Genomic DNA, 16522 nt, shown 5'->3' on the forward strand with positions numbered 1-16522 from the left:
GGGAAATATTGATGCTTGCGCAGTCAGTGTCACAGACGACATGAATCTCGGAAAGGTTTCACCAGAGGCTCGCCGCGCGAAAAAAAGAAGCAACCGAGCAGGAACCCCCTGCTAAGTTGCTTCTTCGATTGCCTTTTATACGTTGAAAAGGAAATGCATAACGTCGCCGTCCGCAACTACGTACTCTTTGCCTTCCAGACGCGTAAGCCCTTTTTCTTTGGCCGCCTTCATCGAACCGCTGGTCGTCAAATCCTCGTAAGATACAACCTCCGCGCGAATGAAACCCCGTTCGAAGTCCGTATGAATGACTGCCGCCGCTTGCGGAGCTTTCGTTCCTTTGCGAATCGTCCAGGCGCGAACCTCTTGCACGCCTGCCGTAAAATAGGTATACAAGCCAAGCAGCTTATAAGAAGCGCGAATAAGACGATCCAGACCCGACTCGGTCAAACCCAGCTCTTCGAAAAATAACGCTTTGTCTTCGCCCTCAAGCTCGGCGATCTCCGACTCTACCTTCGCGCTGATATATACGACTTCGGAACCTTCCGCCGCCGCGAATTCGCGGACCTTCTGGACGTAAGGATTGCCGTCCGCGTTTGCCGCTTCGCTCTCGCTTACGTTCGCTGCGTAAAGCACCGGTTTCATCGTAAGAAGGTGCAAATCGCGGATAAGCAGCTTTTCTTCGTTCGTCAATTCCACGCTTCTAGCCGGTTTCTCGGCGGTTAACGCCTCGTGCATGCGTTGCAGAACCTCAAGCTCTTCGGCCACTTTCTTGTCGCCGCCCTTAAGGCCTTTGCGCGTGCGCTCCATTCGTTTCTCGATCGAATCGATGTCCGTAAGGATCAATTCCAGATTGATCACTTCGATGTCGTTGATCGGATCGATTTTGCCCGATACATGGGTAATATTCTCATCCTGGAAGCAACGAACGACGTGAACGATCGCATCGACTTCGCGGATGTTAGCGAGAAATTTATTGCCGAGTCCTTCTCCGCGGCTTGCGCCCTTAACCAGTCCGGCAATGTCCACGAATTCGAACGCGGTAGGAACGATTCTGTTCGGATTCACGATATCCGCTAGCTTCTGAAGACGCTCATCCGGCACTTCGACGACGCCGACGTTCGGATCGATGGTGCAGAACGGATAGTTAGCCATCTCCGCTCCCGCTTGAGTTATTGCATTAAACAAGGTCGACTTGCCCACGTTGGGCAGTCCGACGATTCCGCACGATAATGCCATGATCCAACACACACTCCTGACTTCTTGCGATCGCGGCCTCAAGCCTCTTAAGCCCGATCGTCAAGCTGTTCAATTCTCACGCCATTATAACGGATGTACAGGGGAACGTCCACAGCTAGTCGCCGAAACGCTCTTTTTAGCGCTATCCCCTTCGTTCAGGAAAAGTCGTGCCCGATTCCTGAGCGGAAGGGATAACGTAAAATGGACTTGCGCCTGGGAATGGGACCGCAAGCCGCTAGCGTTCTCCCAGCCAGCGGCCCGCCCATATTTATTCTAGCCCAAGCTCCTTGCCCAGCTCATCCGGATCCAATGCCTCTTGGGCTTCTTTAGGCACCGTAATCGCCGCGGAAACATTATGTTCGCTATACGTACCGGCCAATGTCTGGTTAACGGTCGTTTTTTGCCCGGGCTCCAACTCGATGTTAAAATCCGATTCGATCCGATAGGTCAACGGCCAATGCCGATCGGCATCGAGCGTCAAGATCACTTTAAGTTTCTGTACTTCAAGACTATTCACGATATCCTTCTGTTCGCCCGTAATGCCCAATGTGCTTTCCAGTAAACCAGCCATAAATACGGACGCCTCCGGGCCCGTTCCTTCGTAGCGCACGGTCACTACGTTTCCCTTTCGCGCGGCTTGCAAGGAACTGCCCAGCTTCCGAATGCTTTCGATTGCCCGATCCGGATTCACCTGGTAATCGGAAAGCGTGGCTATGTTCTCCGCGGCAACGTCCTTGGACAGCTTGCTCCATTCTTCGTATTCGGGGATATACATATAATAAGCTTCCGGCACGACGATGGACCGTAAAGTCGAAGCTTCTCCGTCAATATTGCTTTTGATCGTCTGATCCAGCTTCAACGGATTTCTTTCCGCACGGCCTTGCATATCGATTTCCACTTGGGCAGGTTCCCCCGCATTTCCCTCGCCGATCTTCTGGCTCATCCGCAGCTCGAAGCCGTATTTGTTCATTTTTTGCGCGGCGGCGGTCTTCGCTTTCGTTAGCCATTCTGTTGCCTCGTCTTCCGAAGTCGCGGCTTCCGAGCTTGCCGGCGGCGATGAGGCGGTGTCGTTCCGCGAGCATGCCGGGACAACGAACAGGCAAACCATTAAGCAAAACGTCAACCAACCTCGCATGTACGAGAGACCGCGTCCTTGACCATTTTCCCCTGTATTCATAATGACAGAACCTCCTTGCGGATAACGTTAAAGGGGATTGCGCACAATGACGACGAAGAGAGGAGGGACATCCCCATGGAGAACAAATCGCACAAAGGCAATTACAAAGGCACAACCAAAATGAAAGCGGAAAATCAGGACATGGCGTTCGTCAACGATACGCTGGAAAACACCAAATCCATCGCTCCCGTGCCTTCCGCCAAGAAGGAAACCGATTAATCGCTCCGAATCGCCCTTTAAAATCCAAGCAGCCCGGATTCGCAAGCAGCCATCCCATCGAGGGCGGCCTGCCATTCCGGGCTGCGGCTTCCGTTCAACCGTCCTCCCCATTAACATACCCATTACTTCAGGCTAGAACCCGTTAAACCTTCACCCATGCGTCGGTATCGTAGCCTCTTTTTTCCCAATACCCGACGTGCTCCCGCTCGATTAACTCGATTCCGTCCAGCCATTTGACCGATTTGTAGGCATACATCTTCGGTACGATCAGACGGACGGGCCCGCCGTAATCCCGGTGGATCGGCTTCCCGTCGTGCAGCAGCGCCACGATGACGTCATCCATGTTCGCTTGCTCCAACGTTAACGTGTCCGTGTACTCCCCGTCTCCGGAATAAAATTTAACGAACTTGGCGGCGCTTTGAACGCCCGCTTGTTTCAACAGGGAGGACAGCGGTATCCCTTCCCAAGTATTCTGATAGACCGACCACCCGGTCACGCAATGGAAATCGCTAACCTGAACGATTCGCGCCAACTCAAGAAATTGCGTCCAGTTCCATTTCAGCGGCTTATCCACGAGTCCATGAACGGAGAAGCTCCAGGTTCGGGCATCGAACGTAGGCAGAGGAGTTACCGTATATACGCGAAAATAACCTCGGGCCCCGCCGCCGACTACGTTAACGGAATCCGGTAGCGGCTTCGGGTTGGGAAGCATCAAATTCTCGGAAGCGGACACCTCCTTCATTCCGTCAGATTCGCCGCCGGATAGACTGCCTCCTGGCGAGGTCGTTAACCAACGGAAAAACGAGGGGGCGATCGCAACCGCCAACGCCGCTCCGAGCGACCCCTTCAAAAACTGGCGACGATTCATCCATGGCGTAGGCTCCGCAGGCTCGGAAAGGGCGATCGAACGCCGTTGCGGTTGCTTCATCCATCTTAGCCGAACAACGGAATGATAGAGAATATAGGGGACTCCGAACCAGGTAAGCAGATCATGGACGGCCAGCGCTCCGTTCGCCCATTCCGGAGGAAACCTGCGAATTTGCCACAACACGATACCGGAGAGCAGCCAACCGATTAAGAGCGCCATCACGAAGATAAGATTTCCCTTCTGCTTCGGCCGCTGTTTGATTTGTTTAATGTGGCGTTTCATAAGGGGGAAATAGAGCGCGATCACGACTCCGGAAAGAACGCCGAGAATAATATGCAGTTGTTTGACGGGGTTGCGAAAATATCCATCCAACCAACCTCGTACGACATCCCAGGCGAGCAACAGCCCGGTAATCGCTAAAACAAGGACGATCAATCCGTTCCAACGGTGCAATTCCGCTAGCTGCTTGCCGAATCCGGGCTTCCGACCGCTCAAGTCTATCCCCTCGATTCATAGGATGAATTTCGATCGATATCGTTAACCCGATTATAACATAGCGGCATCCGGCTATTCTCCTGCGGTTACGGGAGAATAAAAGTCAAATCTCAGCATTTTCCACCGTAACATCTTCGCGACTTTTGCGTCTAACCTATTACATCACTGCAAGGAGGAATCCACATGCGTAGAATGACCCCGCTATTAAGTGCGGCTATTCTCGCTCTCCTATTGTCTGGCTGCGGATCCGCTTCCAATAGTAACGGAGCAACCGATGCTCCTAAAGCTTTTCCATCCGCCGGATCATCCCTCGGGATTGAAGCTACAGTCAATACGGGCAGCGAAACACCCGCGCCAACCGAACTCATCCCGTCCGAAACCGGACCTTCCGATTCCTCCAACGTCCCGGATGCCCGATTAGAAGAGGCAGCCCGAGAAGTTGTAGAATATTTGCGGGAAAGAGATTTAACCTCTCTTACGCCCTTGATCGATTCGGAGCTGGGGTTGCGGTTCTCTCCGTATTCCCACATCAATGCCGAAACGGATCTTGTCTTCCAAGCGGACGCTCTTCCCGACTTCAAAGACGCGAAGAAGATGGTCTGGGGAACGGCTGACGGCAGCGGCGAGCCGATCGAACTCTCATTCCGGGATTATTACGAAAAATTCGTATACAACAAAGATTTCGGCAACGCGCCCAACATCAGCTTTAACAAAATCCTCGGAACCGGCAATTCCGCGTTCAACGGAAAAGAGGTCTATCCCGACGCCTCGTACGTGGAGTTTCATTATCCCGGCTTCGACAAGACCTTGGACGGAATGGATTGGCAGAGCTTGGTTCTCGTATTCGTTCCTAAGAACGACGAGTGGAAGCTGGCCGCGATCGTGCACGGACAATGGACGATTTAATGGGTTATAAAAATAAGGTTGAGCTAGGAACCGTTCTCCTAGGCTCAACCTTATTTTGTTGCGTTGCTGCTAAATTACGCGGGCAATACTTGATCTTGTTCGCGCGAACTCGCATATTCCTTGCGGTATGCGATCACGAAGTAGACTAGAGTCAATGCCATGAACAACCCGGCGAAGCCTAGCAAGATCCATGCATTATCCCACATGAAGGAGTAATCTCCGCTGGAGATGACAGCCTTAAGGCCGGATACGGAATAAGTCATAGGCAGCCATAGGCCGGCTTGCTGCAACCAGCTTGGAATCAATTCCATCGGGAACGTTCCCGCGGAGCTGGTTAGCTGGAAGATCAAAATCACGATAGCGACGAATCTGCCCGGATGCTGAAGCACCGTAACCAGGAACTGAATAAGCGCCATGAACGTGATGCTCGTAACGATCGTAAATAAGAAGAACAATGGCAAACTCCTAACTTCCATTCCCAGTCCGTATAGCAATACGAGGTCGGCAATAACGGCTTGCACCGTCCCGATGGTCACCATCGTAAGGAGCTTCCCGACGAACCAGCTCCAACCGCTGGCCGGTTTAACGGCAGGTTCCCTCACCGTGTAGACAATCGTAAGCAGCAGCGCTCCGACGAACAGTCCCAAGGAGATAAAATAAGGAGCAAAACCCGTTCCGTAATTCGGCACTTCATTCTGCTTCACGACATCCAGATCTACCGGGCTGGCGAACATGTCGACGACCGCGTCCCCGGAGTTCAGACCGGAAGTTTTTTGAGCCGCATCGCTTAACTTGCCGGACAGCTCGCCCGTTCCGTCGGTCAGCTTCACGAGTCCCTGCTTCAATTCCGTTGCGCCTTCATCCAACTTGCCGGAGCCGTCCACAAGCACGCCAACGCCTTCCGACAAGCTACCCAGACCTTGTTTCAATTCCGTTGCGCCCGCATGCAATTGCTTAGCGCCCGCCGCCGCTTTGGCTCCGCCTGCGCTGGCCTTCTCCAGTTGATCTCCGAACTGTACCCATCCATCGGCAAGCTGCTCCATACCGCCGCTTAGCTTAGTCGCTCCCGCCAATAGCTGATCTTGGCCTTTCTTGGCTTCCCCGACTCCGCCGGCAACCTGTTTACTAGCCGCGAGCAACTGTTGGATCGCGGCGTCGTCTTTCAGCTCGGGATGAGCCTGCACGTATTGTTCAAGCCCCTCCGCCACGCCTTTGGCGCCTGCTTCCAGCTTCATTGCCCCGTTAGCCGACTGCGATAGTCCAGCCGCTAATTGCGATGCCCCTTGCTTAGCTTGCATAGCGCCTTGCTCAAGCTTTCCGCCCGCATCCGATAGCTGCGACAGCCCGGTCGCAAGCGAACCGCTGCCCTGCTCCAAATCGGCAATTCCGTTCTCCAGCTTAGAGCTGCCGGCTAGAAGCTTATCCACGCCGCCTTGCATCGACAGCGTGCCGGATGCCAGCTTGTTCAAATTCTCTTTGATAAGATCCACGCCATCCTTGGCTTTATCCGTACCCGAGGCAATCTCGGTTGCGCCGTCGCTCGCTTGGCTTAGACCGTCGGCAAGCGTTTGGACCTGATCGAATACGGTATGGGTATACGCCTTGGTCACTTCTTTGCTTAATTCGGATTTCATCTTCTCGACCGCCGTATTTCCGATTTGAGCCGCCAGGAAGTTATAGCTCTCGTTCGGCATGAACACGATCCGAGCCGGCGTCGGCTGCTCTGAAGTGAGCGTCGTCGTCTTCTCCGAGAAATCCTCCGGAATTTCGATAGCCATATAATACGTATTGTCTTTCAGCCCGGCCTGAGCTTCCTCCTTGCTCACGAAGCTATAGTTGAAGTTTTTGCTTTCTTGTAACTTCCCGATGAAATCGTCCCCGATATGCATCGACTCGCCTTCGTAGACCGTACCTTGATCCGAATTGACGACGGCAACCGGCAAATCGTCCATTTTCCCGTAAGGATCCCAGAACGCTCCGAGAAACATGCCGCAGTACATGACCGGTACCGTCAATATCGCAACCACTTGAATAAGCGCCTTTTTATTGCGGCCGATGCCCGCCATTTCTTTTACGAATTGCTTGATTCCCTTCATCTTCAACACCCCATGGTCAATATGACTATTTTGTTCATTTGGTCATTTTGCTGTAAAAAAAAGCAGACTGTCCGATGTTAAGCCCCACTTACTCCTTGGCCAGTCCACGCATTAAGTACAATTGAAACAGCTCCGCGATCTTCTCCTTTTCCAACGGAGCGTGGGAATGCTGCCATTCCGAAGCCAACGCCAAGTATAATTTCAGCATCACGAATGCCGTTACTTCAGGATCGCAAGGCTTGAGTTCACTCTTATCGATCGCGGCTTGGATCTTCACCTGGATGTAAGACAGAATCGCGCCTTCCAGCCTATTTAGCCCCTCGAGCGCTTTAGGCGTCCCCATATCCCGCACTTCATGCGCCATCTTCATCGCAAGCTGATGCTTCTCGCGGAAGTCGAGGATTCGGAATAAAATCCTGTTCAGATTATCGAAGAAGGAACGATCCGCGTTATACTCGCCCTCAGCCACCTGCTTCATCTCTTGAATGAGGCGGTTCATGATTTCATCGAACAGTTCTTCTTTGTTGGAGAAAAAAGTATAGATCGTACCTTTGCCTACATTCGCCAGTTTGGCAACCTGGTCCATCGTCGTCGCTTTGTATCCGAACAGAGCAAACGATTGGGATGCCGCGTCTACGATAAGTTTTCTCCGATCAACGCTCATCTTCTCATCTCCTTCCCGGAAACTGACCTTCTGACTAAAATCCGTTTCTGGTCAATCGGTCATTTCGTACTTTATCACTTTCCGTTTCGATTTGCAACAGCTCACACAAAAAAAATTAAAAAGAACACCGTCAACCTTCACTTTAGAAGGCTTACGGTGCTCTTAACATTCTCTTACAGGTGGTTCTGAATTTTCGCTTTCAAGGAATCTTTGCTTTGCAAGCCGACAAGTTTGTCGACCGGTTGGCCATCCTTGAACAGGATCAACGTCGGAATGCTCATGACTCCGAATTGGCTGGCAAGCTCGGGCTCTTCGTCAACGTTTACTTTCGCGATCGTCGCCGTGCCTTTCAATTCCTCGGAAAGCTCTTCCACGATCGGAAGCTGCATTTTGCAAGGTCCGCACCATGGTGCCCAGAAATCAAGCAAGGAAACTCCTTGCGCCACGTTCTCAGTGAAGTTGTCTTTAGTAATCGCAACTGCCATAACAACATCTCTCCTATCTTAAGTGGAATAATGGATTAAACCTATGATGATCGGGCACGTCTATGCCCGCTCCACCCATGCCTTACGCGGCTCCTTACGACCTGGCCTTAGCCGTTAGCCTGGATAGCATCGATCCGATCGTAATCGACTCGAAATACGTCTCCAAATGCTGATCCGCTCCGCAGAACACGGCATTCATGACTTCCGCCATATTCGAGCCTACCAAGCAGTCCGACTGTGGATCTCCGCTGCACCAGCTTGGCGCCAACGAACCCGAAGCCAGCGCGCGATAGACGTCGGCCAAAGTCACATCGCCCGGTTCTCTAGATAACCGGTAACCGCCTCCGGAACCTTCCCTCGTATCCACGAACCCGTGCTTGCGCAGGCAACTCATCACCTTGCGGACACGAACCGGATTAGTGCATACGTTGGATGCGATCTCCTCGCTAGAAGCCATCCCATCGGGACGATGCGCCAGAAGCACAAGGCTGTGGACAGCTATGACGAATTCACTGTTCATGAGCTTAGCCTCCCTGATGATTACTGTAATAATATCAATTACAGTTACGGTTGTCAAGGGGCATCGCTTCATGTATGTTTTCATATTCTCCGCGTATTTATGCCTGCAAAAACAGTATCGTAAGATCGGGTTTTCCTAGAAATTAATGTGGTCCGGATCCGCGCCGAAGCGATGATTCTCGTTGAGCGCGTCGATTCGAACGATATCCTCGGGCTCCAGCTCGAAGTCGTATAATTGGGAGTTCTCGATAATCCGCGTCTCCCGGACGGACTTCGGAATCGCGACCAACCCAAGCTGCAGATGCCACCTGAGAACGATTTGCGCGGGAGTTTTGCCGTATTTGGCCGCCAGCTCGACGATCAAAGGCAAGCGGAGTTCCCCCTTCATGAGCGGGCTCCACGATTCTAACTGGATGCCTTCCTTGCGGCAAAAAGCGAACAGCTTCTTCTGCGATAGAAGCGGATGCAATTCCACTTGGTTAACCATCGGCTTAATCCGGCACGCTCCCATCAAATCCTCGAGATGATGGATATGGAAGTTGCTGACCCCGATCGCCCGGACGAGCCCTTGCTCGTACAGTTCCTCCAACGCCCGGTATGTTTCTATGTATTTGCCCGCGACTGGCCAATGGACCAAATACAGATCGACGTAATCCAAGCCCAATCGGTCGAGACTGCTCCGAAACGCATTAAGCGTACTATCGTATCCTTGCTCGCTATTCCAAACCTTAGTCGTTACGAAAATTTGTTCGCGCGGAGTGCCGGAAGCGCGAATCGCGCGGCCTACGCTGTGCTCGTTCTTGTATATCGAAGCCGTATCGATGCTTCTGTAGCCCGCTTTCAAGGCGGCAAGCACCGCATTCTCGGCTTCCTGTCCGTCTTCCGCTCGCCAGACTCCAAGACCAAGGCGCGGCATCTCCACTCCGTTCAACAGTTCGGCGGTCGAATCCATTCTCAAAGACACGAATATAGCCTCCTCTTCAGCTCATCTTCAATCTATTTTCACATTTTACCATTATCGTGAAAATGCCGCACATTGAATGCGGCCGCGGAGTCTGCCATACTAGGAGAACGGATGTTTAACGAACACGCAGAGGTGATTCCGATGAAAATCGATGTCTATTCCGATATGGTGTGCCCTTGGTGCCGAATCGGCAAAAAAACATGAGCGACGCAATTGAAACTTGGCTCGACCAAACCGGTCAAACGGTGGAAGTAAGCTATCACGCTTATCAGTTGGATCCGACGTTGCCGCCCGAAGGCATGCCCTTCAACAGCGCGATGGAGAAAAAGATGGGAGGAGCCGAACGGCTCAGACCGATGCTGCAGCGGGTTACCGATGCGGGCGCCGCGGTCGGCGTGACCTTCAACTTCGACAAGGTCGAACGGATGCCGAATACCGTGCTGGCCCATCGGATCACGGCATTGCTTCCCGAGGAAGACGAAGTTTACTGGTTGGATGCCGTCATGAAGGCTTATTTCGAGGATGGAAGGGATATCGCCAAGCTTGAAGTTCTGCTGGAGATCGCCTCGGAACTGGGACTCGACGCCGAAGAAGCCAAACGCCTGCTGGATGACGGCGAGGGTCTCGCCGCGGTCGAGCAGGATATGGAGTCCGCCAAAGCTATCGGCATTACCGGCGTTCCGTTCTTCATCATCAACAATAAATACGCGCTATCCGGCGCATACCCGTCCACTCAATTTCTCGAGGCGTTCAAGAAGATCTCACAGGAAAACTAATCAACGGACAAATCGACAATAGTCTTTAGGCGAATCAAGATTAGGAAGCCGCGCTTCTTGATTATGGAATCGCCTAGAGACTATTGCGCGTTAAACTACCTTTCTCGTTCCCGGGATGAGCGTCGGGAAGGCGCCTGATTCCAGCGATTGCGAAACCAAACCAGCAGCGTATATGAAAGTCCGATCCCCAGAACGGGATCTACAGCCGAATAAAATGCGGACTGCCATGTCAACCCTCCCTCGAATGCTGAAGTGTCCCCATCTACTGCCCCGCCTAATATAAAGCCGATCGGAATGCTAACGATCAGGATTATCGCAACGACTCTCCAACTATACCACCCTCCGTCTCCTCATCCATCCCGCTGCGACGACAGCATCGTTCCCGTAGCGGTGCGCAGCGTCTGCAGAAACACGTCCATCGTGCGGGTTCTCAAATCGCCGTGACGCATGAGAACGTGAAAGCCGCGTCTGAACGGAAGCCCTTCGATATCTAGTAATTTCAAGGAGCCGAGCCCGAGTTCTTTGCGAAGCGCCCAGCGCGATTGCAGAGTAACGCCGAGCCCGGCTTCTACCGTTTCCTTGATCGATTGCGTGCTGCTCATTTCCATTAAGCGGGACGGATGCAGTCCTAGCTCCGAGAACATTTTATCGGCTGCGGCTCTTGTCCCCGAGCCCTGCTCCCTCACGAGCCATGTTTGTCCCTCCAGTTCCGCCATGGAAACCGGAGATCGATCGGCAAGAGTATGCCGCGCTCCGGATGCGACGAACATCTCGTCTTCGGCAAGCTTCTCTACGGCGAGCCCCGTACCGATCTCTTCGCCTTCCACGATGCCTACATCCAACTCGCGGTTGCGGACCTTCTCCGCGATATCGGATGTATTCCCGATCATGACCGTCGGACGGATATCCGGATATTCCGTATTCAATGACGCCAAAGTTAGCGGAAGGACGTATTCCCCGAACGTATAGCTTGCTCCAATGGAAAGAGGGCCGCCCGTATAATGCATCAATTCGTCGACCATTTCCTCCATTCTGCGGTATAAGCCCCCGATTTCCTTCGCATGGTGAAGCACGATCTCTCCCGCTTTCGTCAGGGCTACCGATTTATTGTTACGTTCCAGCAGCCTTACCTTAAGGCGCTCCTCCAGAACTTTGATATGTTGGCTAACGGCCGGCTGGGTCATATGAAGTCGTTCCGCGGCCCGGGAAAAGTTGCGCGTATCCGCGACTTCGGAAAACACGACAAGCGATTGATCCATTCGATCCCATCCGTTCATTAGTTTTTGCTTACTATAAATATAATTATAATTAATTTTTCTTATTATTCAATCCGCATTATGATGAGGTTATCAAATGAACGGCGGATATCGCGGCCGGCTCCCGTTCGACAATGGAGGAATCAGACATCATGTTTGCCAAAATAACCTCGCAGTCAACCGCCGGTCTGCCATTCGCATCGCCTAGGCTTTACGGCATCCTTTTCACGCTTGCGTTCGCCTTGGCCGGTTGGGGCGTATCCTTGCTGCCCGGTCTCGACCGGCTCGGCCCGCTTGCCTGCACCTTGTTGCTCGCGGCTGCCTATCGCCACCGTTTCGGTTACCCTTATGCGTTCGGCGCAGGCATTCGTTTCTCGTCCGGCACTTTACTACGTCTTGCCATCGTCCTATTCGGATTGAAACTAAATATCGCCGAGCTATGGCAACAAGGACTCCCGTTGCTAACCCGAGGCGGCAGTACGGTTGTTTTCTCCCTGATCGCGGTGCTGGCAATCGGCCACTGGCTTCGGGCGGACCGCCAATTAACCCTGCTGCTAGCAATCGGAACCGCGATCTGCGGCGCCGCGGCCATCGCCGCCGTATCCCCGTTGCTAAAGTCCAAAGAGGAGGATACCGCCGTCAGCGCCGGGCTGATCGCCTTGATCGGAACTGCGTTCGCTGCGGTCTATACGCTTGTTCAACCTTGGCTGCCGTTAAGCGCCGATGCTTACGGAATATGGGCGGGACTTACCTTGCACGAGATCGCCCACGTCGCCATGGCCGCCGCTCCCGCCGGAGACACGGCTCTTGCCGATGGATTGCTCGCCAAGTTATGTCGGGTAGCCTTACTGGTTCCCGTATGCCTCGGAATTGCAGGTTACTCCATGTTCAAGGATCGATCTAACGCGAATACGACCGAGACAACACCCCGGACGACAACCGGAACCCTGCGTTTCCGTTTCCATGGTTCTTATTAGGCTTTATCGCTATGAGCATAATCGGAACCTACTTCCTTCCGATTATCGTGCCCGCTCCCGACAACTTATTGCATGACCTATCGTTAGCCACTACATTGCTGCTCGGGATGGCCATGGCGGGTCTCGGCCTTAACGTGGATCTGCGCGACTTCCGCTCCCGCGCCCTGCGTCCGTTCATCGCCATGCTGATCGCCTCGTCGCTGCTAGCGGGACTGACATTTGTATCGCTATAAAAGTACCGCGAAGCGCAATCAAAAAAGCTGTCCCGACTCGCAAGTTGGGACAGCCTTCTATCACCGTAGCTACTTAAACACTCTTCTTCTCCGCGATCGCACGGGCGATCCATACGCCCGCCGCGCCGGCTTGCGCCAACCCGCGGGTGACTCCCGCTCCGTCCCCGCCGCAGTATAGGCCGGAAATTTCCGTTTCCAACGTCTCGCTCAGCTTAGGGCGGGCCGAATAGAACTTGGCCTCTACGCCGTAGAACAAAGTATGCTCCGAAGCGATGCCCGGCGTGACCCTATCAAGCGCTTCTACCATCTCGATCAAGCTCTTCATCGTGTTGTAAGGAAGCACCAACCCCAGATCGCCCGGAACCGCTTCATGCAAAGTCGGCTCGATAAACCCTTCCTTGATCCTGCTCGTCGTAGAGCGGCGTCCTCTTAGGATATCCCCGAACTTCTGGACGATCACGCCGCCGCTAGAGAGATCGTTGGCCCGTTTGCAGATTTCGCGGGCGTACTCGTTCGGCTTATCGAATGGATCCGTGAATTTGTGAGACACAAGCAAGGCGAAGTTCGTATTGCTCGAACCTAGAGCCGGATCCTTGAAAGCATGCCCGTTCGCCGCCATGACCCCGCTGTGGTTTTCCACGACGACGTGTCCGGAGGGATTGCTGCAGAACGTCCTGACCCGCGTCCCTACGGACGTATTGTAAATGAATTTCCCCTCGTACAGGTGCTCGTTGATTTCCCGCATGACGACATCGGACGTTTCCACCCGAACGCCCACGTCAACTTGATTGTTGACCATTGCCAGCCGGCGCTTTTTCAGAACGGCGGTTAACCAGCCCGAACCGTCCCGCCCCGGCGACACGACGACCGTATCCGCCATGATCTCTTCGCCGTTCTTGAGCGTAATCCCGCATACCCGGTGCGCGCCGTTCTCCTTAACGCTCAAGAGGTCGACGACCTCCGTCTTGAAACGCATATCGATGCGGCTTTCCAAATAGGCATGGATAGACTTTAGAATCTCCAAATTTTGCTCCGTGCCGAGATGGCGGACTTGCGCCCTCAGCAGCTTCAATCCGGCCGCATACCCTCTGTGCTCGATCCCCTTAACGAACTCGGTCGTCGGATCGGTCAAGTTATCCGTCGCCCCATGCTCAAGGTTGATCTCGTCTACGTAGCGGATAAGATTCAGCACCTGCGAAGGAGCCAAGTAATCCGTCAGCCATCCGCCGAATTCCGTCGTAATGTTGAATTTACCGTCGCTGTAAGCTCCCGCTCCGCCGAACCCCGCCGTAATCGAACATGCCGGCATGCATCCGGCGAAGTCTTTTTTCCCCGCGGGAGGGGGACATAGCTCGATTTTATTTTCCAGGATCGGACAGTGCCGATGTTTAATGTCGTGCCCTTTATCCACTAGCAGCACTTTCAAGCGCGGAGAAGTTCTTGTCAACTCGTAACAAGTGAAAATACCGGCCGGACCGGCGCCAACCACGATAACGTCATAAGAACGGTTCATTCGCAAATCTCCTCCTGGTATCCCCGATAGCCGGAACAAACAAAAAAATCCCCGACTGCCGAAGGTGTGGGTGTCCCACATCCTTCGTAGTCAGGAATTTAAGGTTCCCGGTAGAGACCCCCAGCCCATATTGCCGAGGATATACGAATGGATGAATAGATTGAACAATGTCGTTTCCAATACGTAGAGTAACCGATTTTTACGTACTGGTCAAGGGACATTCGTCTCAAACATTCGTAATTAAACGCCAATATTGCACCATCCACTATATAAACCCTAGAATTCGTCCCGAATTCCCGAACAATATCTTTTTTCACCTTTATCCCGTCTCCGCCAACCGTACGTCTACCGTCACCTGAAGCTCCTGCCCCGACGTCCCCCTGTAAATCCCCTTGACCGGGACGATATCCGCATAGTCTCGTCCATGCCCCAGCTTCACGTAACGCCAATCGATCAGGTTGTTGTTCGTCGGATCGATCCCTTGCCAGCCCACGCCGGGAATGTACACCTCGACCCATGCATGCGACGCTTGCTCGAAGTCCGCATCCCGGCCCTGAAGATCGCCGACGAAATGATATCCGCTTACGTACCGCGAAGGCACCCCTCTCAGCCGGCATACCGCGATGAGCAGATGCGCGAAGTCTTGGCACACTCCGCTGCCGATGCCGATCAATTCGTCCGCCGTCGTCTGCACGCCGGTAGACAGCGGTTTATATTCGAAGTCGCCATAGATCGCGCTGCCCGCGTTCCGAATAAAACCGAATACTCCGTCCTCTTCTCCCCGAATACCCGAAGCGTAAGCTTCCACGCGGGGATGAAACGAGACGTAGGAGGAAGGAAGCAAATATTCCGCGTATCCGTCTATGAAATCTTCGCTTTTCAAGCGGTTCCAAGATTCCTCCGGTCCCCATGCCGCGCTCCACAGGACGTCCTTATCCCGCGTAACGACCGTCGAGTACGAGGTTATGACTAATTCCCGGTGCGGCGCGTGGGCGGTGAAGGAATGCACCCTGTTGCCGAAATAATCTTCATAGGACAACAATTGTACGTTAGGGTCTATGACAAGCCGATGCTGATAACAGGCTTGCCGTTCGTCCGTACGCGGAGTCAGCCGGATTTCATTGACACTGTCCGTCACCGAGGCGTCGTAACGGTATTTGGTAACGTGGCAAATCTCTAGCTTCAAGCGATAACCTCCCGTCCAGGGGAAAAAAAATACTTGGCAACCGCTTCGCCAAGCTGTTTATTCGTGTTAAGCAATTGCTGAAGCACCGACGCCAACGTATCCATCGTAATGTCGTTGCGATCGAGCCAGCCCAGCTCCGAACGCGCTTTGCCGGCTAATCGGATCATCCGTTCCAATGCCGAACTGGATTTATCCGATTGATCGCGCATCGCTTTCAAATGCCGGTCGAAGGTAGTCAACGCGAAGTGTACGGAGCGCGGAAACGATTCCTGCAGCACGAGGAAACGCGCCACCTCCTCCAAAGTAATCTCCTCCAAGTCGAGTCTTCTGAAGGCCTCATACCCTCCGACCGACTTCAATACCGCTATCGTATAGGCGTATGACCCCTTACGCTGCTCCGGAGAGACGTCCCCTACCGATTGCAGCAGTCTGACGACGTTCTCCGATCGCTCCAAATATCTGCCGCTCTCCAGCAGATTCCACGATTGATCCCTCATCGCCAAGGACGTCGCGGTACCTTGGAATGCCGCCAACCCTTCCTTCACCCGTTGGAAAAAACGATGAGGAGATGGCTGAATGACCTCTTCAGGCCGAACGCCCTTCAGCCACAAGTAAAAGCCGTTCAGCAGATTCCACAGCTCGGAGGGTAGCTGCTCGCGGATTTTCTTGAGATTGTCCCGGGCTTGCGCGACGCACGATAGAATCGAGTTAGCCTGCGTAGGGTCAAGGGTAAGGAAGAACAAAACATCGTACTCCCGATAGACTTCGTACCTCTCTTCGTACAACGCGCAATCTCCTATCGCTTCGGCTATCCGTTTCCAGATCGCCTCCGTCTCCTCGCCGCCTCCCTCGCGAAGATGATAATACACGTCCAGCAGCCGGGCATGATTCTCCGCACGTTCGGTGTACCGCCCGATCCAGAACAACGACTCCGCTATCCTATCCAACATAG

General features: G+C 53.4%; 17 protein-coding genes and 1 riboswitch. Of the genes, 5 read left to right on the forward strand and 12 right to left on the reverse strand.

What is annotated here, in order from left to right:
* Nucleotides 1–135 precede the first annotated feature (135 nt).
* Together ychF and FPL14_RS11765 are read right to left on the reverse strand one after the other, a co-directional pair.
* Nucleotides 136–1236: a redox-regulated ATPase YchF gene (gene ychF, locus FPL14_RS11760; RefSeq protein WP_182303114.1), complete on the reverse strand. Its 1101-nt coding sequence runs from the start codon at nucleotides 1234–1236 to the stop codon at nucleotides 136–138.
* A 268-nt stretch (nucleotides 1237–1504) separates the two neighbouring features.
* The gene (locus FPL14_RS11765; protein ID WP_182303115.1) at nucleotides 1505–2413 is read right to left on the reverse strand and encodes a DUF6612 family protein; all 909 of its coding nucleotides are present in this window, start codon (nucleotides 2411–2413) and stop codon (nucleotides 1505–1507) included.
* A 75-nt stretch (nucleotides 2414–2488) separates the two neighbouring features.
* On the opposite strand from FPL14_RS11765, the gene FPL14_RS11770 reads away from it, so the two are divergent.
* Nucleotides 2489–2632 carry a hypothetical protein gene (locus FPL14_RS11770; protein ID WP_182303116.1) on the forward strand — a complete coding sequence of 48 codons (144 nt, stop codon included), beginning with the start codon at nucleotides 2489–2491 and terminating at the stop codon, nucleotides 2630–2632.
* 142 nt (nucleotides 2633–2774) lie between these two features.
* Here the strand turns inward: FPL14_RS11770 and FPL14_RS11775 are convergent, their stop codons facing one another.
* Nucleotides 2775–3995: a molybdopterin-dependent oxidoreductase gene (locus tag FPL14_RS11775; protein ID WP_229263881.1), complete on the reverse strand. Its 1221-nt coding sequence runs from the start codon at nucleotides 3993–3995 to the stop codon at nucleotides 2775–2777.
* 183 nt (nucleotides 3996–4178) lie between these two features.
* Between FPL14_RS11775 and FPL14_RS11780 the strand changes: the two genes are divergently transcribed.
* Nucleotides 4179–4901 carry a hypothetical protein gene (locus tag FPL14_RS11780; protein ID WP_182303117.1) on the forward strand — a complete coding sequence of 241 codons (723 nt, stop codon included), beginning with the start codon at nucleotides 4179–4181 and terminating at the stop codon, nucleotides 4899–4901.
* Nucleotides 4902–4975: 74 nt separating this feature from the next.
* Here FPL14_RS11780 and FPL14_RS11785 read toward each other — a convergent pair whose 3' ends face one another.
* The 5 genes from FPL14_RS11785 to FPL14_RS11805 form a co-directional block, all read right to left on the reverse strand.
* On the reverse strand, nucleotides 4976–6997 hold the full coding sequence (locus tag FPL14_RS11785) for a YhgE/Pip domain-containing protein (protein ID WP_182303118.1): 2022 nt from the start codon (nucleotides 6995–6997) through the stop codon (nucleotides 4976–4978).
* Nucleotides 6998–7085: 88 nt separating this feature from the next.
* On the reverse strand, nucleotides 7086–7661 hold the full coding sequence (locus tag FPL14_RS11790; protein WP_182303119.1) for a TetR/AcrR family transcriptional regulator: 576 nt from the start codon (nucleotides 7659–7661) through the stop codon (nucleotides 7086–7088).
* Nucleotides 7662–7834: 173 nt separating this feature from the next.
* Nucleotides 7835–8146, reverse strand: coding sequence for a thioredoxin (gene trxA, locus FPL14_RS11795; protein ID WP_182303120.1), 312 nt, complete (start codon nucleotides 8144–8146; stop codon nucleotides 7835–7837).
* Between the two features lie 94 nt (nucleotides 8147–8240).
* Entirely contained in the window at nucleotides 8241–8666 is a 426-nt protein-coding gene (locus tag FPL14_RS11800) for an RrF2 family transcriptional regulator (RefSeq protein ID WP_182303121.1), read from the reverse strand.
* A gap of 135 nt (nucleotides 8667–8801) precedes the next feature.
* The gene (locus FPL14_RS11805) at nucleotides 8802–9617 is read right to left on the reverse strand and encodes an aldo/keto reductase (protein ID WP_182303961.1); all 816 of its coding nucleotides are present in this window, start codon (nucleotides 9615–9617) and stop codon (nucleotides 8802–8804) included.
* A gap of 212 nt (nucleotides 9618–9829) precedes the next feature.
* Between FPL14_RS11805 and FPL14_RS11810 the strand changes: the two genes are divergently transcribed.
* Nucleotides 9830–10405, forward strand: coding sequence for a DsbA family oxidoreductase (locus tag FPL14_RS11810; protein ID WP_229263883.1), 576 nt, complete (start codon nucleotides 9830–9832; stop codon nucleotides 10403–10405).
* A gap of 350 nt (nucleotides 10406–10755) precedes the next feature.
* Here the strand turns inward: FPL14_RS11810 and FPL14_RS11815 are convergent, their stop codons facing one another.
* Entirely contained in the window at nucleotides 10756–11664 is a 909-nt protein-coding gene (locus FPL14_RS11815; RefSeq protein ID WP_182303122.1) for a LysR family transcriptional regulator, read from the reverse strand.
* A 149-nt stretch (nucleotides 11665–11813) separates the two neighbouring features.
* Here FPL14_RS11815 and FPL14_RS11820 point away from each other — a divergent pair, with 149 nt between their 5' ends.
* Both FPL14_RS11820 and FPL14_RS30305 read left to right on the forward strand, forming a co-directional pair.
* Nucleotides 11814–12638: a YeiH family protein gene (locus tag FPL14_RS11820; protein ID WP_267875413.1), complete on the forward strand. Its 825-nt coding sequence runs from the start codon at nucleotides 11814–11816 to the stop codon at nucleotides 12636–12638.
* An 11-nt stretch (nucleotides 12639–12649) separates the two neighbouring features.
* Nucleotides 12650–12871, forward strand: a complete 222-nt coding sequence (locus tag FPL14_RS30305; RefSeq protein WP_267875414.1) for a hypothetical protein — start codon at nucleotides 12650–12652, stop codon at nucleotides 12869–12871.
* A 73-nt stretch (nucleotides 12872–12944) separates the two neighbouring features.
* Here FPL14_RS30305 and FPL14_RS11825 read toward each other — a convergent pair whose 3' ends face one another.
* From FPL14_RS11825 to FPL14_RS11835, 3 genes are all read right to left on the reverse strand, one after another.
* Entirely contained in the window at nucleotides 12945–14384 is a 1440-nt protein-coding gene (locus FPL14_RS11825; protein WP_182303123.1) for an NAD(P)/FAD-dependent oxidoreductase, read from the reverse strand.
* Between the two features lie 67 nt (nucleotides 14385–14451).
* Nucleotides 14452–14551: riboswitch (purine riboswitch) on the reverse strand.
* Between the two features lie 152 nt (nucleotides 14552–14703).
* Nucleotides 14704–15570, reverse strand: a complete 867-nt coding sequence (locus FPL14_RS11830; protein WP_182303124.1) for a transglutaminase family protein — start codon at nucleotides 15568–15570, stop codon at nucleotides 14704–14706.
* Nucleotides 15567–16520, reverse strand: a complete 954-nt coding sequence (locus tag FPL14_RS11835) for an alpha-E domain-containing protein (RefSeq protein WP_182303125.1) — start codon at nucleotides 16518–16520, stop codon at nucleotides 15567–15569. Before FPL14_RS11835 ends, FPL14_RS11830 begins: the two co-directional genes overlap by 4 nt.
* Nucleotides 16521–16522 lie beyond the last annotated feature (2 nt).

This window comes from Cohnella cholangitidis (genome assembly GCF_014107495.1).
GTDB classification, from domain to species: Bacteria; Bacillota; Bacilli; order Paenibacillales; family Paenibacillaceae; genus Cohnella; species Cohnella cholangitidis.